Source organism: Paraliomyxa miuraensis (assembly GCF_026337845.1).
Lineage (GTDB): Bacteria > Myxococcota_A > Polyangia > Nannocystales > Nannocystaceae > Paraliomyxa > Paraliomyxa miuraensis.
In genome coordinates this window covers 68,719-90,819 of the sequence record NZ_JAOVZF010000149.1, presented here as the reverse complement: position 1 = coordinate 90,819, position 22,101 = coordinate 68,719, and the positions used below count along the sequence as shown (strand labels likewise).

The following is a 22,101-nucleotide window of genomic DNA, read 5'->3' as shown; positions in this document are numbered from 1 at the left end:
CCGTAGCAAGGCGCTAGGGCGGCAGGAACGACGGAGGCGACACCGCCCTGGCCTGCGGCGAGAGCTGGCTCCACACGAGCGAGACGAGCAGCCAGCTGGTGGGCATGAGCGCCATGTACTCGGGCAAGAGCCGCGAGAACCCCAGCACGATCCCGAGCAGGGCGTGGCCCACCACGAACGCGTTGAGCGCCTTGTTGCCGAGCTTGCCGAGCTTGGGCGTGGGCAGGTTCGAGGCCATCAAGAATGCGCCCACCAGCATGGCGGCGGGCAGGTAGCCCCAGATCGCCATGGGCAGCACCGCCCCCTCGCCCAGCACCCACGAGAGCGGCGCCGGGCCCCAGAACTGCTCGGCCTGGCCGGAGGAGACCCCCAGCGGCGTGTAGCGCATGAACACCAGGTACCAGATGACCAGCATGCCCGCGGCCAGGGTGGTGGGCACCCCGTAGAACATGGGGTGATACCCGCCGGGCTCCTCGGTGATCACGTTGAACTTGGCGAGCCGAAATACGTTGGCCAGCACCCACGACCCGCATGCGCCCAGCAAGAGCACGTGACCCACGCCCTGCTGCAGCCCCAGCTCGGGCACCGAGTGCAAGGTGCAGTACACGAGCACGGCGGGCGCCACGCCAAAGTTGATCGCATCGGCGAACGAGTCCATCTGCACGCCAAAGGGACTGGTGGCCCGCAGCAGGCGGGCCACGAACCCATCCACGCGATCGAGCAGCACGGCCCACACGATGAACCATCCGGCATCGGTGAAGCGCTGCTCGAAGCTGGCCACGATCGACCACAGCCCGAACAGCATGCCCAGCGAGGTCACGAGGTTGGGGGCCAGGTAGCGAAGGAAGCGAAGGTAGCCGGTCGAAGTCATGAGGGTCGCTGCGAGAGTAGCTGGGAGGGTCGCTGCGGTTCTGCCGCGGTTGAGCCGGCCCCTGCGCCATGGTACCGAAGATCGTGGGCTCGAGCGGGTACGGCAGATCGATGCTGGTGGTCGTGGGGTGGCTCGCCGGCTGCGGTGGCGACGCAGCGGTGACCGAGGTCGCAGGAGGCACGAGTTCCACGGTGACCGGCCAGGACGAGGCCTCCCCCACCACCGACGCGCCCCCGCCCGATGACGGCACCGGGGGGCCGGGTCGCCATCCCACCAGCACCACGAGCGGCTCGACCGACGCGACCTCCTCCTCGGACGATGCCGACACCAGCACGGGGGAGCCCGAGCCTCCCGTGGTCGAGCCGAGCTTCGTGGAGGTGGCCGCGGCGGCCGGTCTCACCCACCTCCACGGCGAGTACTTCACCGCCCCCAACTGCCTGATCGACCAGGTGGGCCCGGGCACCAACGGCTTCTGCCTGCCCGAGCGCATGACCGCGGGCGCCGCCACGGCCGACTACGACGGCGATGGCTGGCCCGATCTGATGGTGTCGCGCACGGTCGGACGCCCCCTGCTCTACCGCAATCGCGGCGACGGCAGCTTCGAAGAGGTCGGGCTCGCGGCCGGAATCCAGGATCACACCTGGGGCACGTCGGGCCTGGCATTCGTCGACGTCGACAACGACGACGACCAGGACCTCTACGTGGTCACCCTGGGCGACACCCGCTACTACCTCTACATCAACGACGGCAGCGGGCACTTCACCGAGCAGGCCATCCTTCGCAACGCATCGCTCAAGAGTCCCAACCAGCACGCGGGGATGTCGGTGGCGGTGGGCGACTACGACCTCGACGGCTGGACCGACCTCTACGTCGGCGAGTGGCGCACGATCGCGGGGCTGGGCAAGATGCCCTCGCACTCGCGGCTGCTCCACAACCTCGGGCCGGCTGCACCGGGTCACTTCGAGGACGTGACCGATCCCGCGGGCGTGAACGTCGACGACGTGTGGAAGGAGACCACGCCGCTGGCGGGGATCTACTCGTTCGCGCCGTCGTTCGTCGATCTCGACGGCGATGGCTGGCCCGAGCTCTCCGTGGTGGCCGACTTCGACTGCAGTCGGCTGTTCTGGAACCAGGGCGACGGAACCTTCATCGACGGCACGATCGCCTCGGGGGTGGGCCTGGACCGCAACGGCATGGGCTCGGCGTTCGGCGACTACGATCGCGACGGCGATCTCGACTGGTACGTCACCGCCATCACCAACCCCGACGGGCCGGGCGAGAACCGGCTCTACCGCAACGACGGCAACCGGGTCTTCACCGAGATCGCCGAGCCCATGGGGGTGAGCCGAGGGGGCTGGGGGTGGGGCACGACCTTCTTCGACCCCGACAACGACGGCGACCTCGAGCTGATGATGACGGGCGGCTACTACTACTCGAACAACCTGGCCGAGCACGCCCAGCTGTGGATGAACGATGGCAACGGCGCGTTCGGCCCCGACGTGTCGGAGGCGGTCGGCCTGGGCGAGATCGGTCAAGGTCGGGGCCTGTTGGTCTTCGACTACGACCTCGATGGCGACCTCGACGTGTACCTGGCCATGAACTTCGACGTGCCGCGGCTCTACGAGAACGTCACCGGCAACCGGCACGACTGGCTGCGGGTGCGGGCGCGCGGCACCACCAGCAACCGCGATGGCCTGGGCGCCCGGGTCACCGTGCAGGTGACCGAGGGCGGCCCCATCTCGCTCCACGAGCTCGGAGCATCCGTCGCCCACTACATGGGGCAGCCCGACAAGGCCGCCCACTTCGGTCTGGGATGGTCGCCCGACGCGAGCCCGGTGCACGAGGTTCGCGTGTACTGGCCGGCCTCGGGGCAGGAGCAGGTCTTCACCGACGTGGAGCGCAACATCGAGCTCGTGGTGGAGGAGCCGCGATGAGCGAGCGCATGGGCGCTGCGATGCCGCGAGCGCCTGCGGTGGCCGGACGCTTCTACCCCGACGACCCCGACCTCCTGCGACGAGAGGTCGCCACCTTGATGGGCCCGGTGGTCGAGCCACGGCCGGCCCTCGCCCTGGTGGGACCCCACGCCGGCTACGTGTACAGCGGCTCGATCCTGGGCCAGACCTACGCCCGCGTGGTGGTGCCCCGCCGGGTGGTGTTGATGTGCCCCAACCATACGGGCCGAGGGGTGCCGCGATCGTCGTGGTCGGGCGGGGCCTGGCGCTTGCCCACGGGCACGATCCCGATCGACGAGGCGCTCTCCGAGGCGATCGTGCGGCAGTGCGGAGCGACGCCCGATCGTGCCGCCCACCTGCGCGAGCACGCGCTCGAGGTGCACCTGCCGTTCGCGCTGGCGCGTCAGCCCGACCTGAGCATCGCGGCGCTGTGCCTGGCCGGGCTCGACCTCGACGAGTGCCGCGATCTCGGCGAGGGCCTGGCCCAAGTGGTGAGGGAGTCCGACGAGCCCGTGCTGCTGGTGGCGAGCACGGACATGTCGCACTACGTCTGCGCCGCCGAGGCGGCCACGCTCGATCGCATGGCGCTGTCACGGGTGGAGGCACTCGATCCCGAGGGCCTCTACCGTACGGTCCGGACCCATCGGATCAGCATGTGCGGGGTGCTGCCCACCACCGTGGCCTTGTTCGCCGCCCGAGCCCTCGGGGCCCGCGAGGCCGAGCTGGTGCGCTACGGCCACTCGGGTGAGCGCAGCGGCGACCTCGATCGCGTGGTGGGCTACGCCGGCGTGGTCGTCCGCTGACGGCAAGAGGCCGGGGAAGACCCCCGACCCCTTGCTCGTCGACGACGAGCGCGACCCGCTACGGGCAGAGCATCGGGCACTCCATCAGCGCCTCGTCGGCACAGATGTCGTCCCATTGCGAGCTGCAGCAGAACGGATCGACCGCACACACGGCTGCCTCGCACGCGGGGTCGTCACAACCCGGCGTGACGTTGGCCGCACAGCAGTCTCCACCGACACCGCCGGTTCCGCCTCCGGTTCCGCCGCCACCGGGGCAGAGCACCGGGCACTCGAGCTCCGCCTCGTCGGCGCAGATCCCATCCCACTCCGTGCTGCAGCAGAACGGATCCAGCGCACACACGGCCGTCTCGCACACGGGATCGTCGCAACCGGGGCTGCCATTGGCCGCGCAGCAATCACCACCGACGCCACCCGTGCCGCCGGTCCCCACGCCCGTCGTGATCCCACCGGAGCCACCGGTGCCTCCCGGCGGGCACAGCATCCCGCACTCCGTCCCCGCCTCGTCGACGCAGATGCCGTCCCACTCCGTGCTGCAGCAGAACGGATCCAGCGCGCACACGACCATCTCGCACCCGGGGTCGTCACAGCCCGGGAACGGGTGCGGCACGCAGCAGCTGGGGTCCCCGCCACCGGTACCCACGCCCGTGGTGAAGCCACCGCTGCCGCCCGTGCCTCCCGGCGGGCACAGCATCCCGCACTCCATGCCGGCCTCGTCGACGCAGATGCCGTCCCACTCCGTGCTGCAGCAGAACGGATCCAGCGCGCACACGGCCGCCTCGCACGCAGGGTCGTCGCAGCCGGGGAACCCATGGGGCACGCAGCAGCTGGGGTCCCCGCCACCGGTACCCACGCCCGTGGTCATCACGCCCGTGCCACCGGTGGCCATCGGTGGGCAGAGCACCGGGCACTCCATCGTCGCCTCGTCGGCGCAGATCCCATCCCACTCCATGCTGCAGCAGAACGGGTCGAGCGCACACACGGCCGCTTCGCACGCAGGGTCGTCGCAGCCGGGCGTACCGTTGGCCGCGCAGCAGTCACCGCCGCCGCCCCCGGTCCCGCCGGTCATGCTGGTGCCCTCCGTGCCGCCGCCCGGGCAATTGGCCGCGCAGTCGTTGATCGCCTCGTCGACGCAGATGCCGTCCCACTCCATGCTGCAGCAGAACGGATCCAGCGCGCACACGCAGGTCTCGACGGCCGGCACCTCGCAGCCCGTGGCGGGGTGCGGGACGCAGCAGTTGCCATCGTCGCCGCCACCCGTGGTCGCCGGCCCCGTGCTCTCGGGCCCCGTACTGCCGGGGCCCGTGGTCATCGGGCCGGTGGTGGTCGTGTCATCGGGCCCCACGGTCGTGGCATCGGTGGTCGGCGGTGGCCCCACGGTCGTGTCGGCCGAGCTCGTGACCGACGTCATGTTGCCCGTGCCCATCGTGTCCGTGGCGGTGAGCGGCGGCAGAGTCGTGCTCGTCGGCGGGTCCGTCGTCGAGCTCGAGTCCTCCCCCGTGGTCATCGGAGGCGGGTCGTCGGGACACCCCGAGATCAGCAGCGGAAGGGTGAGCAAGCCGGCCTTCAAGAATCTGTGCAGCATCGAGGTCTCCGTTGTACCACTTCGGCGCGCCGCAAGGCTCGGTTTGGGACGACTGCCTCGCGTCGATAACACCGTTCAGCCCGCGCTCGACGGGTCGAGGGCACGCCTGGCTATCGATCGCGCAGCAGTGTCTGCAGCAACGCCCGGCAGCCCGTCTCGATGATGGCGTAGGCCGCCTCGAACTGCTCGTGCCCACCACGCACGGGATCGGGAACGTCGGCGTCTCGACCGCTGGCCTTGGGATCGGAGAAGCGCCGAAGCAAGGAGATCTCGGCGGATCCACCCACCACCGGACCAAACGCCGAGATCCGGCGCAGCCGCTCGATGTCCGCGAGATTGCGGCGATCCATCACCACGATGTGCGCGAAGCGATCGAGGTCGCCCGGCACGATCGATCGCGACCCCGTGCCCAGCAGCGCCACCTCGATGCCGTGCCGACGTGCTGCCTCCACGCTCCCCGGATGGGGCGCGATGCCCTCGGCGGCCCACGTGCCCGCGCTGTCGATCTCGAAGCGCTCGCGCGCCCCGGCCTCGGCGGCGAGATGGGCGAACACCCCGGCGGCCAGCGGCGAGCGACACATGTTGGCGTGGCAGACGAACAGCACGCCGCGGGCTCCGGGCGCGCTCATTTGAGCAGCGCCCGCACGTCCGGATCGTCCTTGAGGATCTCCCACATGGGATCGAACTCGATCTGCTTGAGCAGCTTGCTGCCCTTGCGCTCCTTGACCACCGTCAGCCACTTCTTGGCCTCGTCGAGCTCGCCGAGTACCGCCGCCTGCTTGGCCAGGTTGAACGCCGGGTTGGGGTAGGTGGCGTCCTTCTCGAGCGCGAGTTCGAACATGGCCTTGGCTCGCTCGGGGGTGGCATGGAGCGCTTCCCCGCGGGAGTTGATGGACTTGGCCAGCTCGAGGGTCTCCACCCCTGCACCCTCGGCCTCGACGATCGCAGCCTGCAGACGAGCATCCTTGGTCTTCTTGCTCTTGATCTCCTTGAGCAGCGCCTTGAGATCCACGCCGCCGCCCGTGCCACCGGTCGGCTCGCCGCCGCTGCCCCCGGTCTCGTCGGCTCCGGCCCCATCGCTGCCGGCTCCTGCGTCGGCTCCACTGGTGCCGCCCGTCCCTGGACCACCCGCCGTGCCGCCCGAGCCACCATCACCGGCGGGGCCGCCCGCCTCCGAGCCCCCGGCGCCGTCGCCCGAAGCCGCGGCCGGGTCGTCGACGGCCTTCACGTCGAGCGCCTTGCCATCGTCCGCCGGAGGAGCCTTGGCCTCGGCCTTGCCATCGCTCGTGGCGTCCTTGCTGCTGCCGCCGCACGCGAGGGGCAGGATCGAGAGCACGAGGACCGAGAGCACGCCGGGCAACACGCGCTTGCGCGAGGTCTGCATGGGCCGGGATGCTACCCGAAAGCGCTCGCCGGCTCACGCATCCCCCCCTTGGCCCCGTCTTGGACCAGGCCTGCGTCATTTCGCGCCTCCCGTGGCGTCGTGAGCACGCCCCAGTGGCCGGGCGGCCCGGCCCCCCGGCTGTCTCGTCCCGGCCAACTGGCGTATCCTGCCGACGAGCATGGCCGTGCCTCCCTCTCTCGCCATCGCCCTCACCACGTTCCTCTACAGCGCTCCCGACCCCGCCCAAGAGGCCAAGGTCAAGGAGATCTTCGACGAGTGGTGCACCTCGTGTCACTCGGGTGGGGGCAACCCCGCCTCCGACCCCTCGGGGGTCGACCTCGAAGTCCCGCTGTCGAGCCTGGTGGGGATTCCTTCGGCTGCCAACGGCAAGCCCCTCGTGGTCCCTGGTGATCCCGATGCCTCCTACCTCCTGCTCAAGATGAAGGGCGGCGAGGGCATGGAGGGCGAGATCATGCCGCTGGGCGATGATCCGCTGCCGCCCGAGCAGCTGCAGGTGGTGGCCGACTGGATCGCCGCCCTGCCGCCACCCGAGAAGGGGGACGGCACGGGCACGGGCTCCACCGGCGACGGCGGAGGCACTGGCGACGGCGGAGGCACCGGCTCCACCGGCGGTGGCAGCGACACCGTGAGCGGGGGAACCGGCGCCGCACCGGCCAAGGGGCGCAAGCCGTTCCATGGCACCACGCAGATCGTGCTGCCCACCACCACCACGCTGGGCAAGCGCACCTTGCAGTATCGCATCGATCACCGCTTTGGTCGGATCGGCACCGAGCGCGGCTACTTCGGCATGGACGCGGGCGTGTCGATGGCGATGGGCCTCCAGTACGGCATCATCGACGGCCTCGACGTGGGCCTGCGCCGCTCCAACTCGCGCAAGACCTACGAGCTGGGGCTCAAGTACGTCCCGCTGCGGCAGGAGGACGGCAAGGCCCTGAGCCTGGGTGGCTACGCCGCCCTGTCCTGGCTGCGGGACTTCGACGTGGCCAATCCCTGGGTGGGCGACTTCCAGGTGATGGTCAGCCGGCTGTGGTTCGACCGCTGGAGCACCATGCTCACCATGGGCTACCACCTCAACACCAACCACAATGCACGCGTGCTGGTGGACTTCGGGGACGGCGACGGGCCGGTCCCGGTGGAGGATCGCCGCGACACGCTGACCCTGGCGCTGGCCTCGACGGTGTGGGTCGACAAGAAGAAGAAGTGGGGCATCGACATGGAGTACCTGCTGCCGATCCCCGACGGCTCGACGCCCAACGTCTTCTTCTACCGGGGCGGCGATGCCGACCCCTCGGGCACCAAGATCGGCGCCTGGTCCCTCGGCGGGTCGCTACGCACCGCCAAGCACTTCTTCCAGGTGTTCTTCACCAACAGCCGCGAGATCACCACCAACAACTACGCACCCGGCGGCCAGACCGGCAACCCGTTCGGGGCCGACAACGGGGACAGCAAGAACCCGTTCCTCAAGGCCAACTTCTTCCTCGGCTTCAACCTCGGGCGCCAGTTCTCGATCAAGGCGGGCGGGGGCAAGAAGAAGAAGGCGGCCAAGGCCGCCGCCGGCAACTAGGGAAGGAGCAAACGACCATGACTCGCGCATCCATGTCTCGCATCCCTTCCCTGCTCACCGCCTGTGTCGCCGTCGTCGGCGTGAGCGCCTGCACCCAGGTCGAGAAGATCGACGATGGTGGCAGCGGCGCCCAGATTCCCGACGAGGTGCAGCGTGCGTTCGATGACTCGTGCGCCACCGCGGGCTGTCACTCGGGCGGCTCCCCGGCCCAGGGCCTCGACCTGTCGGCCGGGGCCTCGGCCGCGATCATCGGCGGCCAGGCCACCCAGGCCAGCATGCCGCTGGTCGAGCTCGGCAACGTGGAGGGCAGCTACCTCGCCATCAAGATCCTCGAGGAGATGCCGCCCGCGGGCACGCGCATGCCCCCCACCCGACCACCGGGGCCCGACGAGGCGATCATCGTCGGCTGGATCGCCGGGGTCAGCCTGCCTGGGGGGGGTGATGCGGGCAGCGACGGCAGCACGACCACCGCGGACACCGGCGACGGCAGCGGCAGCTCGGGCTCGAGCATGCAGCTGTGCGGCCTGGCCGACGTGGCTCCGGCCGCCGCCAACCCCTTCGACATCGGGACCGGAGCCGGACAGATCCCCGAGGACGTGGGCGCCGTGCTCACCAACAACTGCGGCTGCCACGAGGTCGATGCGACCGAGGTCACCGGGACCGTGTTCGCCTACACGGGCATGGTGCACTTCTCCACCGCCACCGAGGCGCAGTCCGACTACATGGGCACCCCCACGTACGACGTGATGCTCGCGCGCGTGGACAACGAGGCCAACCCCATGCCGCCCAGCTACTTCTGCGACGTCGGCGATGGCAGCGTGATCACCGACGCCGACAAGCAGCTGCTCGTCGACTGGCTGATGGCAGGGGCGCCCGACGCCACCATGTGGCCGTGACCGCACCGTCCGCCAGCGCGATGTCGCGCGCTCGGGTATCATGGGAGCGCGCGACCATGAACGACCACGCTCGCCTCAGTCTCCGCATCCGTGGCCGCGTGCAAGGCGTGGGATACCGTGCCGCCACCCGCAAGCAGGCGCGAGCCCTGAGCCTGCGCGGCTGGGTTCGCAACGAGCAGGACGGCTCGGTGACGGTGGTGGCCGAGGGGCCCCGCGAGGATCTCCAGGCGCTGCGGCGCTCGTGCGACGAGGGCCCGCCGTTCGCCCGCGTGGATCAGGTGGAGGCCATCTGGGACGACGCGACTGGCGAGTTCCCCGGCTTCGACATCCGACTGGACTGGCGCTGAATCAGGCAGGCGAAGCCTGCCCACCAGGCCCCGCGGCGCCGTCTGCCGACGCTCCCGAAGGGGCCGCCGAGGACGGGTCCCCGAGGGACGACGCGTAGGCCCGCTCGAGCACCGCCGCCGAGCGATGCAGCGCCGCGAGTTCCTCGGCCTCGAGCATCGGCTCCACCACCTCGGTCGCCCCCTCGCGCCCCACCACCACCGGCAGCGAGAGCGTGGTGCCTCGCAGGCCCAGCGGGCCCTCGTGCCGCCTCGACACCGTCAGCACCCGTCGCTCGCCCCGCAGCGTCCAGCGCAGCAGGGCCGCGGTCACCAGACCGATCGCGTGGTTGGTGGCGCCCTTGCGCGCGATGATCTCGTGGGCGGCCACGCGCACCTCGGTGGCCACCGCCTGCTCACGCTCGACCGACCACTGCGGCCACTGCCGCAGCGGTCGTCCTCCCACGTGCGCGCTCGACCACGCCACCACTTCCGAGTCGCCGTGCTCGCCGAGCACCTGTGCGTGGATCGAGCGAGGATCGAGCCGTAGCTCGCGGCCAATCACCTGGCGCAGCCGGGCGGTGTCGAGCATGGTGCCGGTGCCGATCACCCGCTGCGGTGGCAGTCCCGAGGCCTCTTGCACGATCCGCGTGAGCACGTCGACCGGGTTGCTCACCACGATCACGAGGCCCCGTGCTCCGCTGAGCGCCTCGCCCAGCGATCGCGCGATGCGGGCGGTGTCCCGCAGTAGCTCCAGCCGCGACTCGCCCGGCGCCCCGCCCCGGCCGGCCGCGATCACCACCGCGTCCGCGTCGCGCATCTCCTCCACGCTGGCCGTGCCGATGCTCGCGGATGGATAGAACGAGGCCCCATGCCGCAGATCCATGGCCTCGCCCTCCGCGAGCCCGGCGTCGATGTCATTGAGCCACAGCTCGCGTGCGATGCCGGCGTGCAGGGTGGAGATCGCGACGCTGCTCCCCACCCAGCCCATGCCGATGATGCCGATCTTCATGATGGGGGGACTCTATACCGCCGCACGATGGAGGCGCTGGCCCGGCCGGACGGCGTCGGGCGAGGCTTCGCGGATGGAGGTCGACGCCCGCGCCTCTACACCCGAGCCGCCCCCTCCCCGCGCAGCCCGGGCCCGTTCCCGCGGGCCGGGGGCCCTTCGCCACCGCCGAGCTCCGCCACCGCCTCCGGGTGCACCTCGAGCTCCGCGACCCCCCCGGGAATCACCAGCGCAACCACCGGCGTCCCCTCGGGGATCACCTTGCCATCACGATGGGTGATCACCGGCACCGGATGCGCGCGCTCGTGCGCCTCGAGCTCCCGCTCGAGCACCGTCTGCTCCGCCTCGTCGATGCTGCTCCACGCCTGACGCCCGCGACACTTGGGGAACCGCGAGCATCCCAGCCACGGCCCCCGCTTGCCGCGGCGCAGGTTCAGCGGCGCCTCGCACTTGGGACACTCGAGCTCCGTGAGCAGCGGTGGAGGCACCGGATACTTGATGCCCCCCTTCTTGTCGAGGTTGATGACATAGGTGGTCTTGGGATAGTCGACCGACGCGAGGAACGGACCGAAGCGACCGTTGCGGAGCTCCATGTCCGAGCCGTCCTCGGGGCAGCGCACGTCGACCAGCTCGGGCAGCAGCGGCCGCCCCTGGCGATCGATGGGCGCCGAGTAGTCGCACTCGGGATAGGCCGTGCACGACAGGAAGCGACCGTTGCGACCAAAGCGATACTCGGTCCGCGACCCACACTTGGGGCACTTGTAGATCGCGGCCTGCGTCTCCGCCTTGGCGTGGGTCATCACGTCGTGGGCGCTCTCGAGCGCCTGCGCGAACGGCCCGTAGAACTCGTGCAGCATCGCCACCCAGTCGGCGCTCTGCTCCTCGATCCGGTCGAGCTTCTCCTCCATCGAGCGCGTGTAGCCCACGTCCATCAGCTCGGGGAACGCCTCCTGCAGCTTGTCGGAGACCACCTCGCCCAGATCGGTGGCATAGAAGCGCCGGTCGAGCTGCTCGACGTACTTGCGATCCTGGATCACGCTGATGATCGAGGCATAGGTGGACGGCCGGCCGATGCCCTCGGACTCGAGCGTCTTGACCAGCGAGGCCTCGGTATAGCGCGGCGGCGGGCTCGAGAACCGCTGCTCGGCGTCGATGCCGAACGGCGCCGAGCGCTGCCCCTGCGAGAGCGCAGGCAGGGTCTGCTCGTCGGAGGCGGTCGGCACCCCGGCCACCCGATAGAACCCGTCGAACGCCAGCACGCGGCCGGTGGCCTTGACCACCGCCCCGGTCTTGCGATCGCTGCGCGTCAGCAGCACGGTGGTCGCGTCCCACTGCGCGGGCATCATCTGGCTGGCCACGAAGCGCCGCCAGATGAGGTCGTAGAGCTTGAGCTGATCGGGCGTCAGCGCCGAAGCCAGCGCCTTGGGCGTGCGGTCCACCGCCGTGGGCCGGATCGCCTCGTGCGCCTCCTGGGCATCCTTGTTGGACGAGGAGTACACGTTGGGCTTGGCCGGCAGATAGCCCGCCCCCAGGCTCGCGATGTGCTGCCGCGCCTGATCGATCGCCTCGGGCGCGATGTTGGTGGAGTCCGTACGCATGTACGTGATGAGACCCACCTGCCCCTCGCCGGGGACGTCGACGCCTTCGTAGAGCGACTGGGCCGTTCGCATGGTTCGCTGGGCCGAGAAGCCCAGGCGATTGGCGGCCGCGATCTGCAGGCTCGAGGTGATGAACGGCGCCGAGGGTCGCGTGCTGGTGCGGCGCGTCTCGATCGACGTGACCTCGTAGCGGGTCTTGGGATCCACGCGACCCGACACCGTGCGACGCCACCGAGCCGGACCTCGACCCTCGGGGTCCTCGACGCTCCGGACCGCCACGTCGAGCATGCCCACCGCCTCGGCCACCCGGGTGATCTCGGCCGAGAGATCGCGCGGGGCATCGGACTTGCAGCCCAGGGCGAAGCGCTCGCCCCCGATCTCGACCAGCTCGGCCGCCAGCGCCCCGTGCTCGGCCAGCCACGCGTTCTTGCTCTTGAGCGTGGGCCCCTTGCCCTTGTCGTCGACCGTGGCGAGCAGCGTGCCCCAGCCCTTGCCCAGGCCGGGCGCCGTCTTCTCGTCGAGCGCGAGCTGGGCCGTCACGCGCCAGCTCTCGTCGGGCACGAAGGCCCGGATCTCTCGCTCGCGCTCGACCACCAGACGCACCGCCACCGACTGCACGCGTCCGGCCGAGAGCCCGCGCGCCACCTTCTTCCACAAGAGCGGCGACGCCTGGTAGCCCACGATGCGATCGAGGATTCGTCGCGCCTGCTGCGCATTGACCTTGTTCTCGTCGATGGGATGCGGATTGGAGAACGCCCGCTGCACCTCGGTCTTGGTGATGGCGTTGAACACCACCCGCTTGGCCGATTGGGTCGGAATGCCCAGCTCCTGCGCGAGGTGCCAGGCGATTGCCTCCCCCTCGCGATCGAGGTCGGTGGCAAACCAGACAACGGAGGCCTGCTTCGCCAGCCGCTTGAGCTCGGCCACCGTCTTGGCCTTGCCCGAGAGCACCGTATAGGTGGGCTGGAAGTCGTTCTCGAGATCCACCCCCGGAACGGGCTGCTTGACCCCCTTGGGCGCCTTTTGGGGCAGATCGCGGATGTGCCCCACCGAGGCATGTACGATGAAGTCCGACCCCAAGTACTTGTTGATCGTCTTGGCCTTCGCCGGGCTCTCGACGATGACGAGCTGACGGCCCTTGCCGGAGACGGTCGATGCGGCCGGCGAGCCCTTGGGCGACGCCGTCGCCTTGGCGGCGCTCGCCGTCTTCTTCGCCGCCGTCTTCTTCGCGGTCGAGGTCTTCTTGGCCGCCGTCTTCTTGGCCGCCACCTTCTTCTTCGCGGTGGTCGTCTTCTTGGCGGCGCTCGCCGTCTTGGTCGCCGTCTTCTTCTTGGCCGCGGGCTTGGTCACCGCTGCCTTCTTGGCGCTCTTCTTGGTCGCCTTCTTGGCGCTCTTCTTCTTGGTGCTCGATGCCATGGGCCGGATTCCCAGGCGTGCGGTCTGCGCAGGCCTGCTGACGAGGGCGCCCGAATGTAATGGAAGCGGGTGGGGCCGGCTACCCGGGCGCAACGGGTTCGCAGGTGGCGCCTCGAGTGCTTCGGCGCACGACCACCCCTGGGAGGCCCCGCAAGTGGGCTTTGGCGATCTTTGCGCAGTCGCCGAACGAGGAGATCACCACCGCCCGCCTCCCCATTCGCGCCAGGACCGCGGTCGCTTGCGCCAACCGCGGTCCCTTCGAAGTCGCGAGGTGACCCTCACGCGCCTGGCGGTCGCTCAGGCCGGAGGTGCGCCGCCGAGCGCGGTGCAAGCGTCGATGTAGCCCGGCGCCTTGGTCGGGCACACCTGGCCGGCACCGAGCGCCATGCAGAAGCCGCGCTGGTCCGCCACCGAGAGCTGGCGAACGCAGTCCTGGAAGACGGCCGATCCGCTGTTGCCTCCGGCCAGCGCGAGGCAGCTGCTGCCGTTGGGATCCTGATGGGTCGAGTGATCGCCCGGGCGCCACTGCGACAGCGTGCCGATGTCTCCGCCGTTGACGGGCCGGACCCCGTCGGAACCCTGTACGCAGTCCTTGGCCTCGAGCTCGACCGTCTGACAGCACACGCGGGACTCGCCGCAGACGTCGTTGATCCAGTCGGCCTCCCACGTGGGATTGCAGGGGATGGGGCAGTTGGCCGCGGCCAGCTCGATGAGACCCTGGCCCGCGATGTCGGCCGTGCGCACGCACATGCCCGAGGTCGACAGCGCGTTGTTCATGCCAGAGAAGTAGGGGTCCTCGCCGCCATCGATGTTCTTGCCCATGTAGTTGGGCTTGGCTCCCATGGGCGCCGCCGGATCGTCGGAGCAGCAGAAGTGGGTGTCGGGACAGTTGCTCTCCTGCTGGGGGTTGCAGCGAAACGCCACCAGCGGGTAGTCGACGTCGACGCAGGACGTGGACACGATCGCGCCGAGCCCAATCGCCGCGCCGTTGACCAAGACGAATCGAAGCATCTTCTCGGGCCGCATTCTGCTTGGACCGTGGCACGGTCGCGCGCTGATGTAAAGCTTCCCGCGCGGGCTCGGGCCACGACCCGGAACCCCCGCCCCCTCCCGGCGCGAGCTTCGGGGGACCGAATCGTGGTGGTCGGAGAGGGCGCGTGGCCCGACCGCCGGACCCCTGGGTCCGGACCCTCGCCGCCGTCCCTCGTCGGCATCCCTCGCCGACCCCGCGCGCGCGACAAAGCGCCTTCGGGCCGCAGTCGGACGCGGGGGATCCGGATGCGGCATGTCTCGTGCCGGCAGGCCCCGGAATCCGGCCCTGCTTTGGCGCGTAGGGCCGGCACACGCTAGCATCGAGCAGCGAGGAGAAGGCCGTGAACGAGCGGATGGGGCAAACGCCCGCCACGCGAACCGCGAGGCGAGAGCGATCCTCCGCCGGGGCGACCCGGCACGAGGTTGGGGGCAAGGGACCGTCGAGAGAGGTCCATGGCAAGGCGCTGGCGCTTGCGCTGGCATGGCTCGTCGCCGGGTGCTCGGGCACCAAGACGGTGGGCGGCGAGGAGCCGGAGGCCGGTCTGGGCGCCGCGGCACCCGATGATCCCGAAGGTGGCAAGGAGCGCCTGCCCACCGAGGAGGAGCTGGGGCCGATCACCAAGAACAGCTTCCGCGAGCACTCGGCCGGATCGGCGTGGGTGTTCGACTCGGCCCCAAACAAGGACGGCACCAAGGATGGCACCAAGGACGGCAAGCCCCGGCAGATGCCCATCGGCGCGGCCGAGGCCCTGGGCTACTCCATCATCGATCTCTCCAACGACTGGACCCCGTACATCTTCAGCAACAAGACCCCGGGCCAGGACGACCAGCGCGAGAACCTCTACCGCGCCAAGTACATCGGCCTGGCCAACGATCGCCTCGACCACTGGGACGATCCCCTTCGCGAGCACGAGCACAACTACCTCGAGCTCTACGGAATCCCCCCCACGCTCGCGGTGGTGCAAGAGGAGTGGTCCCGCATCGACGGCGAGGTCGCCCCCTGCCTGACGCAAGCGGGCTTCGACCCCTCGGTGTTCACCCGCTACGACGGCACCATCGCCTACAAGAAGGCGGGGCAGACCAAGCGCAACAAGAGCGCTCGCTCGCGCAAGGCGATGCTCGGCAAGAAGATGAAGAAGGCCGGGCTCGACCCCAAGTCGGCCGAGGACCTCGCCGCCGCCGCCACCGACCCGCGCACCAGCAAGGAGTACGCCCGCTGGCGCGAGGACCAGGACGTCGTCGACATCATCGACCACGCCCAGCGCCGGTTCCGCTGCGAGAAGCTGTTCAACGAGGCCAGCGGCCAGGGCAAGTTCACCCCCGGGGTCTACGACTCCTCCACCACCCATGCGCTCGCCAACTTCGAGCGCAAGCACGACATCATGGGCTGGGGGCACTTCAAGCGCGACAACCTGGCCATGCTCGCGCTCACCCCCGACCAGGCCGTGCACGCGCGCCTCTTGCGGGTCATCGAGGAGCGCGTGGTGATGTCCACGGGCGTCATCGAGGACGGCTCGGCCGCGCAGTGGAAGAAGGACTTCCGCTGGAAGGACGCCCAGGGCAACGAGCACCCGCTGCCCAACCTGGTGGAGGACTACACGGCCGCCGTGGTCGAGGCGCTCGGGATGCAGACCCCCGAGTCGGCCAAGCAGAGCCTGGCGGCGCTGTCCGACCTGGTGGGAGAAAAGGCCGGCTCCGAGGGCGAGGGCGAGGGGGGCTTCGAGCAGCTGCTCATCGCCGTCAAGCTGCCCGCCCGCCCGGCCTACTACGCCGACGACATGAAGTTGTCGACCGTCATCGATCGCGGTGACATCTGGTACGACTTCCCCTACGACGAGCTGGGCAACAAGGTCGCCCAGCCGCGCAGCCAGACCCCGCGCCTGACCCTCTACGTGGAGTACGAGGGGCAGAAGATCCCGCTGGTCCACTGGCGCACCACGATTGGCTCGTGGCGCACCGAGATGAGCGCCGGCGAGCAGATGCTCAAGTACAAGAACTCCGACGTGGGCCCGCGGGTGTGGAAGGACATCATGGCGGCCCCGGTGTGGATCCCCCCGAACAGCACGCCCGCCGACGAGCTGGTCAAGGGGCACTATCGCAACGGCAAGTTCACCCGCGACGTCAACTACTCCGAGATCGGCCCCGGCTATCGCTCGGCCTACGGCCTGGTCGCCGCGTACCACATCAAGCAGGTCGTCAACGACGACGGCACGGTCCGCGCCGAGCTCGACAACGGCATCCGGACCCACGGCAGCGTCGACTACATGTCGATCCTGCGGCGGTTCTCCCACGGCTGCCACCGGCTCTACAACATGGACGCCGTGCGCCTGTTCTCGTTCGTGCTGCGCCATCGCGAGTACACCCGCCTGGGCCAGCAAGACGTGGGCGTGCGTCGCAACCTCGAGGTCGCCGGCAAGACCTACAACATGAGGATCGATACGCGCGGCTACAAGTTCGAGCTGGTCGAGCCCATCCCCGTGCGCGTGACCGAGGGCCGCATCCGCGGCAAGCAGCAGTCGCCCATCGATCAATACATGCCCATGCCCGTCAAGCCCGAGGAGGTCGAGGACGTCGGCGCAGACGGCACAGCGCTCCCGGAAGCCAGCGCCGAGTAGGGCGCCGGATAGGGATCTCACGTACACGCCCCCCTCGCCGTCCAAAGCGACGCGAAGACCCATCCTTGCACGCTTGACGCCTTCGCCCACGGCCGGCGCAGGTGGTGGGCCGGTCGGCATCCGGCCCAGGTCGGACTTGGTCGGCCCCGATCAAAGCTGCTAAGGTCCCGCGCCGTGCAAGGCAATCAGGTGGGCTTCGAGAGCAGCTTCCAGCGGCACCTCGACTCAGAGCAACGTCGCGCGGTGCTGGAGGCGATCGGGAGCAACATCAATCCCGACTCCACCCTTGGTGAGATCCTCGATGCCGCCGAGGCGCTCGGCTGGAGCGAGAAGATGGGCGACCTCTCGCTCGCCGACCTCGCCGAGGCCCTGCTCGCGCCCGAGGACGACGAGGCCGCAGACGAGGCGACGGACGAGCAGGACGAAGACGAGCAGGACGAGTTCGAACTCGCGGACGAGGACGACGAGGAGGACGAGGACGAACTCGAGGACGAGGACGAAGAGGACGAACTCGAGGACGAGGACGAAGACGACGAGTTCGCACTCGTCGTCCAGGAGCCCGAGCCGTCGCGGCGCAAGTCGAAGAAGTCCGCCACCAAGAAGGCGCCGGCCAAGAAGGCCGCCAGCAAGAAGACCGCCAGCAAGAAGACCGCCGCCAAGAAGACCGGCAAGAAGGCCGCCGCAGCCAAGCCGACCAAGGCCAGCAAGAAGACCGCATCCACCCACAAGGCGAGCAAGAAGGCCGCTTCGAGCAAGAAGGCCGCCTCGAGCAAGAAGGCCGCCAAGGGCGGGCGTCGCAAGCTCACCGCCGTCGACGTGGACGACCGCATGAGTCTCGATCAGGCGGCGGAGTTCTTCCTGCCCTACGTCGACGATCTCGGCGAGGCCACCATGCAGGCCCTCGAGGAACAGACCGGAGTCAGCCGCCGCAAGCTCCGCTTCCACGTGGGGCAGCTGGTCAAGCACGGCTACCTCGAGCGCCACGGCATGGGCCGCGGAACCTTCTATACGAGGACCTAGGGCGACGGATCCCATGGGCCGTCAAGGACGGCCCCACCCCCGGTCGATCCGCTCGAGCAGCTTGCTCGCCACCCGCGGCAGGCCTCCCGGCGGGGCCTGGCCCGCTTCCAGCCAGCACTGGCGCTCGTCGGGCAATCCTGGCCAGCGTGGCTTGCGGCTGGCTCGGCCCACCAGCGGGTGGAGTTCCCAGATGCGGTGCGTGAACACGTGGCGCACCATGGGCAGCGGCGCCTCCGACCAGCGCACCCCGCCAAGGGCCTCACCCGCCGCCGCCGCCAGGTCCTTCCCCTCCGCCGGCATCGACACCAGCGGCAGACACCACAGGTCCGCCAACAGGCCCTCGGCCGGACGCCGCACCATGAGCACGCGACCGCGCCAGGTGATGGCGAGCGCGAGCCAGCACTCGGTGGGCGACGCGATCTTCTTGCGGGGCGCCGGGATCCGATCCTGTCGACCGTCCCGATGAGCCCCGCAGACCTCACGCACCGGGCACACCGAACACTGCGGTGAGCGAGGCGTGCAGACGGTGGCGCCCAGCTCCATCAGCGCCTGCGAGAGCACCCGCGGCGTGCCGCCCTGGAGGATCGCCTCCACCCGCTGCCAGTGCCGACGCGCGGTGGCCACCTGCTGCCGCGGATCCTCGATCGCCTCGATTCGCGACAGCACGCGCGCCACGTTGCCGTCGACCAGCGGCACCGGCCGATCGAACGCAATCGAGGCGATCGCTCCCGCCGTGTACTCCCCCACTCCGGGGATCGCCCGCAGCCCCTCGGCATCGGAGGGGATTTGCCCTCCCTGTGCTTGCACCACATGGCGAGCCCCTCGATGCAGCAGGCGCGCGCGACGGTAGTAGCCCAGCCCGCTCCACGCGGCGAGCACGGCCTGCTCGTCCGCGGCAGCCAGCGCCTCCACCGTGGGAAAGCGCTCCATGAACGCTTCGAAGTAGCGCTGCACCGTCTCCACGCGGGTCTGCTGCAGCATGATCTCCGAGACCCAGATCGCATAGGGATCACGGGTCCGCCGCCACGGCATGTCGCGGTGCCCGCGGAGGAACCATGGCTCGAGCGCGAGGGCCAGCGTACGCGGCAGCTCGTCCCGTTCGGCGTTCGGAGGCGTGTCGCGCCGGCCCATCGCGATCAGCATGCCAAGACCGCGGGTCGCTGCCAAAGCCCCGAGGCCAGCCAGGGCCGAAGTCGCGGCTGTACGGGCGTCGCCCCCGTCGGTACCCTCGCCTCCTCCCCCGCCATGTTCCGCAAGCGCGACACTCACATCCACTTCGTCGGCATCGGCGGCATCGGGATGAGCGGCATCGCCGAGGTCCTGCTCAACCTGGGCTACCGGGTCACGGGCACGGACCTGGCGGAGTCCGACACCACCGAGCGTCTCGCTCGCCTCGGCGCCAACGTCCACCAGGGGCACAGCGCCGACTTCGTGGGCGACGCCGACGTGGTCGTCGTCTCGAGCGCCGTGGGCCTGTCCAACCCCGAGGTGGTCGCCGCCCGCCAGCGCAAGATCCCGGTGATCCCCCGCGCCGAGATGCTGGCCGAGCTCATGCGCCTCAAGGAGGGCATCGCCATCGCGGGCTCCCACGGCAAGACCACCACCACCTCGCTGGTGGCCGCCATCCTGCACGCGGGCGGCATCGATCCCACGGTGGTGATCGGCGGCAAGGTCAACTCGTTCGATTCCAACGCCCGCCTGGGTCGCGGCGACGTGCTCCTGGCCGAGGCCGACGAGAGCGACGGCTCGTTCCTGCTGCTCACCCCCACCTTCGGCGTGATCACCAACATCGACAACGAGCACATGGATCACTATGGCTCGCTGCCGGCCCTGCTGGACGCGTTCGTGGGCTTCGCCAATCGCGTGCCGTTCTACGGCATGGCGGCCGTGTGCCTCGACGATCCCAACGTGGCGTCGATCCTCCCGCGGCTGTCCAAGCGCTTCGTGACCTACGGCATCACCACCACCACCGCCGACTACGTGGCCACCAGCGTGGTGCACTCGAGCAGCGGGCTGTCGTTTCGGGTGGTGGTGCGCGGCCGCGACCGCGGTGAGTTCTCGCTGGCCATGCACGGGGTGCACAACGTGCGCAACGCCCTGGCCGCGATCGCAATCGCCGACGAGTACCAGGTGGATCCCGAGGTGATCCGCGAGGCGCTGGCCACGTTCGCCGGCGTCCAGCGTCGCTTCACCCTGCGCGGCGAGGCTCGCGGCGTGGTGGTGGTCGACGACTACGGCCACCACCCCACCGAGATCCAGGCCACCCTGTCGGGCGCGCGTCAGGGCTACGCCGAGCGACGCGTGGTGGCCGTGCTGCAGCCCCACCGCTACACCCGGCTGCGCGACAACTTCGACGGGTTCGTCCGCTGCCTCGACCATGCGCACCTGGTGGTGCTGGCCGACATCTACTCGGCCGGAGAGGCACCGCTGCCCGGCGTCACCATCGACGCACTGGCGGACCGGCTGCGACAGCGCGACCCCGCTCGCACGATCGTGGTCGAGAAGGACTTCGAGCGGCTGCCCGAGCGCGTGGCCGAGCACGTGACCGAAGGCGACCTGGTGCTCACGCTCGGCGCGGGCAGCATCACGCGGGTGGGCCCGCGCCTGCTCGAGCGGCTGTCCATGTCCCCCGCCGCCGGTTGAAAGCACACCGGCAACGAGCTGCCCCCCAAGGGGGCGCTGAGGTCGACGAGCCGCACGCCGTGCTGGCGCCCACGACCTGGTACGACCCGCTCGCTGGCGGTATCGTCCCCCGCATGTCGCACCACCCCACCGACTTCCAGGGCTCCGTCCACGATGCCATCCGCGAGGCCGTCGAGGCGGCGATTCCCGGGTCGACCGTGATGGTCGCAGGGGGCGGCGGGCACTACGAGCTCGACGTCACCTCCGCCGCGTTCGAGGGCAAGACCATGCTGCAGAAGCAGCGCATGGTGCTCTCGGCGATCAAGCACCTGATGGCGGGCGATCGGGCGCCCGTGCACGCGGTCGACAGCATCCGCACCCACGTGTCCTGAGCCTCGGGCAAAGGAGGGCTACGCGCTCGCCGCCTCGAGCCGCTCGAGCACCCAGCCCTCCACCAGCTCGAGCACCGGCTTGCGCAGCTCCGGCGGCTCGTTGTGCAGCTCGTGGTAGTAGCCGCCAAAGCAGTGCAGCGACTGGCCGTGCGCATCGGGCTCGGGGATCGACTTGAACGTGCTCATGGTCGCCTGATGGCTGCAGATGGTGTCGCCCGTCCCGACGTACCACAGGCACGGCAGCTCGATCTTGGCCACCTCGGCCCGCACCCTCGCGGTGGCCTGGTTCATCGCGCCGAACCACCCCGCGGTGACCACCCCCACCCGACGCGGATCTCGCTCGTAGCGCTCGACCTCGTCGGGGTCCCGACAGATCGCGCTCGGAGGGATCCCGGTCGGCAACGCCAGCGTGGGCCAGATCTTGGCCGCGATGAGCCCCACCCAGCGCTTGAGCGGGTTGACCTTGACCGCCACTTCGAGGAGCGGGCTGCTGATGATCGCGCCGCGCAGCGGCACCGCCTGCACGCTCCCCGGCAGCGCGGCCTGCTCCTGCGCGGCGGGGCCTCGTCGCTGATCGAGCAGGTAGGTCAGCGAGATCAGCCCGCCCATGCTGTGCCCGAACAGGAACCAAGGGATCGCGTCGGGTCGCTGATTCTCGGGGAGCTGCTCCGCCACCGCCTGCATCACCTGGCCCAGGTCGGCCGCATACTGCGAGAACGACGGCACATGCCCCCGGCGCCCGCCCGACTTGCCCTGGCCGCGGTGATCGGGCCCGAAGCACAGCCCGCCGTGCTCGCCGAAGCGGTTGGCCAGCCGCTCGTAGCGACCCACGTGCTCCGCTCCGCCGTGCACCAGCACCACCACGAAGCGCACGTCACCGCGGGGCTCCCAGCGCTCGACGTGGATCGAGGTGCCGTCGGCGGCCTGGATCGTGTGCTCGTGGTGCTTCACGAGCGGCATTAGAGCACGGAACGCGACGGTGCGGACCGGCCCCGCCACGA

At 69.9% G+C, this 22,101-nt stretch carries 18 protein-coding genes; 9 read left to right on the top strand and 9 right to left on the bottom strand.

All coding sequences use genetic code 11. From position 1 onward, the window contains the following. Positions 1-13: 13 nt before the first annotated feature. Entirely contained in the window at positions 14-871 is an 858-nt protein-coding gene (locus OEB96_RS16080) for a CDP-alcohol phosphatidyltransferase family protein (protein ID WP_266216762.1), read from the bottom strand. Between the two features lie 110 nt (positions 872-981). Between OEB96_RS16080 and OEB96_RS16075 the strand changes: the two genes are divergently transcribed. Then, complete coding sequence (locus tag OEB96_RS16075) at positions 982-2,805, top strand: CRTAC1 family protein (RefSeq protein WP_266216761.1); 1,824 nt, start codon at positions 982-984, stop codon at positions 2,803-2,805. Continuing rightward, positions 2,802-3,626, top strand: a complete 825-nt coding sequence (amrB, locus tag OEB96_RS16070; protein ID WP_266216760.1) for an AmmeMemoRadiSam system protein B — start codon at positions 2,802-2,804, stop codon at positions 3,624-3,626. The genes OEB96_RS16075 and amrB overlap by 4 nt, the downstream gene beginning before the upstream one ends. Before the next feature lie 58 nt (positions 3,627-3,684). On the opposite strand, the gene OEB96_RS16065 is transcribed toward amrB, so the two are convergent. From OEB96_RS16065 to OEB96_RS16055, 3 genes are all read right to left on the bottom strand, one after another. Beyond that, the gene (locus OEB96_RS16065) at positions 3,685-5,208 is read right to left on the bottom strand and encodes a hypothetical protein (RefSeq protein ID WP_266216759.1); all 1,524 of its coding nucleotides are present in this window, start codon (positions 5,206-5,208) and stop codon (positions 3,685-3,687) included. A 110-nt stretch (positions 5,209-5,318) separates the two neighbouring features. Further along, a complete protein-coding gene (locus tag OEB96_RS16060; protein ID WP_266216758.1) occupies positions 5,319-5,837 on the bottom strand; it encodes a low molecular weight protein-tyrosine-phosphatase in 519 nt (172 codons plus the stop codon). Next, positions 5,834-6,592 (bottom strand): hypothetical protein, encoded by a 759-nt coding sequence (locus OEB96_RS16055; protein ID WP_266216757.1) that lies wholly within the window; start codon positions 6,590-6,592, stop codon positions 5,834-5,836. Before OEB96_RS16055 ends, OEB96_RS16060 begins: the two co-directional genes overlap by 4 nt. A 184-nt stretch (positions 6,593-6,776) precedes the next feature. On the opposite strand from OEB96_RS16055, the gene OEB96_RS16050 reads away from it, so the two are divergent. From OEB96_RS16050 to OEB96_RS16040, 3 genes are read left to right on the top strand one after another with little or no spacing between them, the layout of a single operon-like run. Beyond that, on the top strand, positions 6,777-8,177 hold the full coding sequence (locus OEB96_RS16050; protein ID WP_266216756.1) for a DUF5777 family beta-barrel protein: 1,401 nt from the start codon (positions 6,777-6,779) through the stop codon (positions 8,175-8,177). 17 nt (positions 8,178-8,194) lie between these two features. Further along, entirely contained in the window at positions 8,195-9,073 is an 879-nt protein-coding gene (locus OEB96_RS16045; RefSeq protein ID WP_266216755.1) for a hypothetical protein, read from the top strand. Positions 9,074-9,129: 56 nt separating this feature from the next. Continuing rightward, the gene (locus tag OEB96_RS16040) at positions 9,130-9,420 is read left to right on the top strand and encodes an acylphosphatase (protein WP_266216754.1); all 291 of its coding nucleotides are present in this window, start codon (positions 9,130-9,132) and stop codon (positions 9,418-9,420) included. Position 9,421: 1 nt separating this feature from the next. Here OEB96_RS16040 and OEB96_RS16035 read toward each other — a convergent pair whose 3' ends face one another. The 3 genes from OEB96_RS16035 to OEB96_RS16020 all read right to left on the bottom strand — a co-directional run bounded on the left by OEB96_RS16035 (position 9,422) and on the right by OEB96_RS16020 (position 14,430). Next, positions 9,422-10,408, bottom strand: a complete 987-nt coding sequence (locus OEB96_RS16035) for a lactate/malate family dehydrogenase (protein ID WP_266216753.1) — start codon at positions 10,406-10,408, stop codon at positions 9,422-9,424. A gap of 95 nt (positions 10,409-10,503) precedes the next feature. Then, positions 10,504-13,419 carry a DNA topoisomerase family protein gene (locus OEB96_RS46440; RefSeq protein ID WP_323137404.1) on the bottom strand — a complete coding sequence of 972 codons (2,916 nt, stop codon included), beginning with the start codon at positions 13,417-13,419 and terminating at the stop codon, positions 10,504-10,506. Positions 13,420-13,716: 297 nt separating this feature from the next. Further along, the gene (locus OEB96_RS16020; protein ID WP_266216752.1) at positions 13,717-14,430 is read right to left on the bottom strand and encodes a hypothetical protein; all 714 of its coding nucleotides are present in this window, start codon (positions 14,428-14,430) and stop codon (positions 13,717-13,719) included. A 362-nt stretch (positions 14,431-14,792) separates the two neighbouring features. Here OEB96_RS16020 and OEB96_RS16015 point away from each other — a divergent pair, with 362 nt between their 5' ends. Further along, on the top strand, positions 14,793-17,066 hold the full coding sequence (locus OEB96_RS16015; RefSeq protein ID WP_266216751.1) for a L,D-transpeptidase family protein: 2,274 nt from the start codon (positions 14,793-14,795) through the stop codon (positions 17,064-17,066). A 174-nt stretch (positions 17,067-17,240) separates the two neighbouring features. Then, positions 17,241-18,086 carry a Fic family protein gene (locus tag OEB96_RS16010; protein ID WP_266216750.1) on the top strand — a complete coding sequence of 282 codons (846 nt, stop codon included), beginning with the start codon at positions 17,241-17,243 and terminating at the stop codon, positions 18,084-18,086. 21 nt (positions 18,087-18,107) lie between these two features. Here the strand turns inward: OEB96_RS16010 and mutY are convergent, their stop codons facing one another. Next, positions 18,108-19,217: an A/G-specific adenine glycosylase gene (mutY, locus tag OEB96_RS16005; protein ID WP_266216749.1), complete on the bottom strand. Its 1,110-nt coding sequence runs from the start codon at positions 19,215-19,217 to the stop codon at positions 18,108-18,110. Between the two features lie 114 nt (positions 19,218-19,331). Between mutY and murC the strand changes: the two genes are divergently transcribed. Both murC and OEB96_RS15995 read left to right on the top strand, forming a co-directional pair. Beyond that, on the top strand, positions 19,332-20,729 hold the full coding sequence (gene murC / locus OEB96_RS16000) for a UDP-N-acetylmuramate--L-alanine ligase (protein ID WP_266216748.1): 1,398 nt from the start codon (positions 19,332-19,334) through the stop codon (positions 20,727-20,729). 113 nt (positions 20,730-20,842) lie between these two features. Further along, positions 20,843-21,100, top strand: coding sequence for a BolA/IbaG family iron-sulfur metabolism protein (locus tag OEB96_RS15995; RefSeq protein WP_266216747.1), 258 nt, complete (start codon positions 20,843-20,845; stop codon positions 21,098-21,100). Positions 21,101-21,118: 18 nt separating this feature from the next. On the opposite strand, the gene OEB96_RS15990 is transcribed toward OEB96_RS15995, so the two are convergent. Beyond that, on the bottom strand, positions 21,119-22,051 hold the full coding sequence (locus tag OEB96_RS15990; protein ID WP_266216745.1) for an alpha/beta hydrolase: 933 nt from the start codon (positions 22,049-22,051) through the stop codon (positions 21,119-21,121). Positions 22,052-22,101 lie beyond the last annotated feature (50 nt).

Excerpts from the sequence above, each read along its gene's own strand:
- OEB96_RS16080 (WP_266216762.1), bottom strand. The coding sequence starts at position 871 with ATGACTTCGACCGGCTACCTTCGCTTCCTTCGCTACCTGGCCCCCAAC.
- OEB96_RS16075 (WP_266216761.1), top strand. The coding sequence starts at position 982 with ATGCTGGTGGTCGTGGGGTGGCTCGCCGGCTGCGGTGGCGACGCAGCG.
- amrB (WP_266216760.1), top strand. The coding sequence starts at position 2,802 with ATGAGCGAGCGCATGGGCGCTGCGATGCCGCGAGCGCCTGCGGTGGCC.
- OEB96_RS16065 (WP_266216759.1), bottom strand. The coding sequence starts at position 5,208 with ATGCTGCACAGATTCTTGAAGGCCGGCTTGCTCACCCTTCCGCTGCTG.
- OEB96_RS16060 (WP_266216758.1), bottom strand. The coding sequence starts at position 5,837 with ATGAGCGCGCCCGGAGCCCGCGGCGTGCTGTTCGTCTGCCACGCCAAC.
- OEB96_RS16055 (WP_266216757.1), bottom strand. The coding sequence starts at position 6,592 with ATGCAGACCTCGCGCAAGCGCGTGTTGCCCGGCGTGCTCTCGGTCCTC.
- OEB96_RS16045 (WP_266216755.1), top strand. The coding sequence starts at position 8,195 with ATGACTCGCGCATCCATGTCTCGCATCCCTTCCCTGCTCACCGCCTGT.
- OEB96_RS16040 (WP_266216754.1), top strand. The coding sequence starts at position 9,130 with ATGAACGACCACGCTCGCCTCAGTCTCCGCATCCGTGGCCGCGTGCAA.
- OEB96_RS16035 (WP_266216753.1), bottom strand. The coding sequence starts at position 10,408 with ATGAAGATCGGCATCATCGGCATGGGCTGGGTGGGGAGCAGCGTCGCG.
- OEB96_RS46440 (WP_323137404.1), bottom strand. The coding sequence starts at position 13,419 with ATGGCATCGAGCACCAAGAAGAAGAGCGCCAAGAAGGCGACCAAGAAG.
- OEB96_RS16020 (WP_266216752.1), bottom strand. The coding sequence starts at position 14,430 with ATGCTTCGATTCGTCTTGGTCAACGGCGCGGCGATTGGGCTCGGCGCG.
- mutY (WP_266216749.1), bottom strand. The coding sequence starts at position 19,217 with ATGGGCCGGCGCGACACGCCTCCGAACGCCGAACGGGACGAGCTGCCG.
- murC (WP_266216748.1), top strand. The coding sequence starts at position 19,332 with ATGTTCCGCAAGCGCGACACTCACATCCACTTCGTCGGCATCGGCGGC.
- OEB96_RS15995 (WP_266216747.1), top strand. The coding sequence starts at position 20,843 with ATGTCGCACCACCCCACCGACTTCCAGGGCTCCGTCCACGATGCCATC.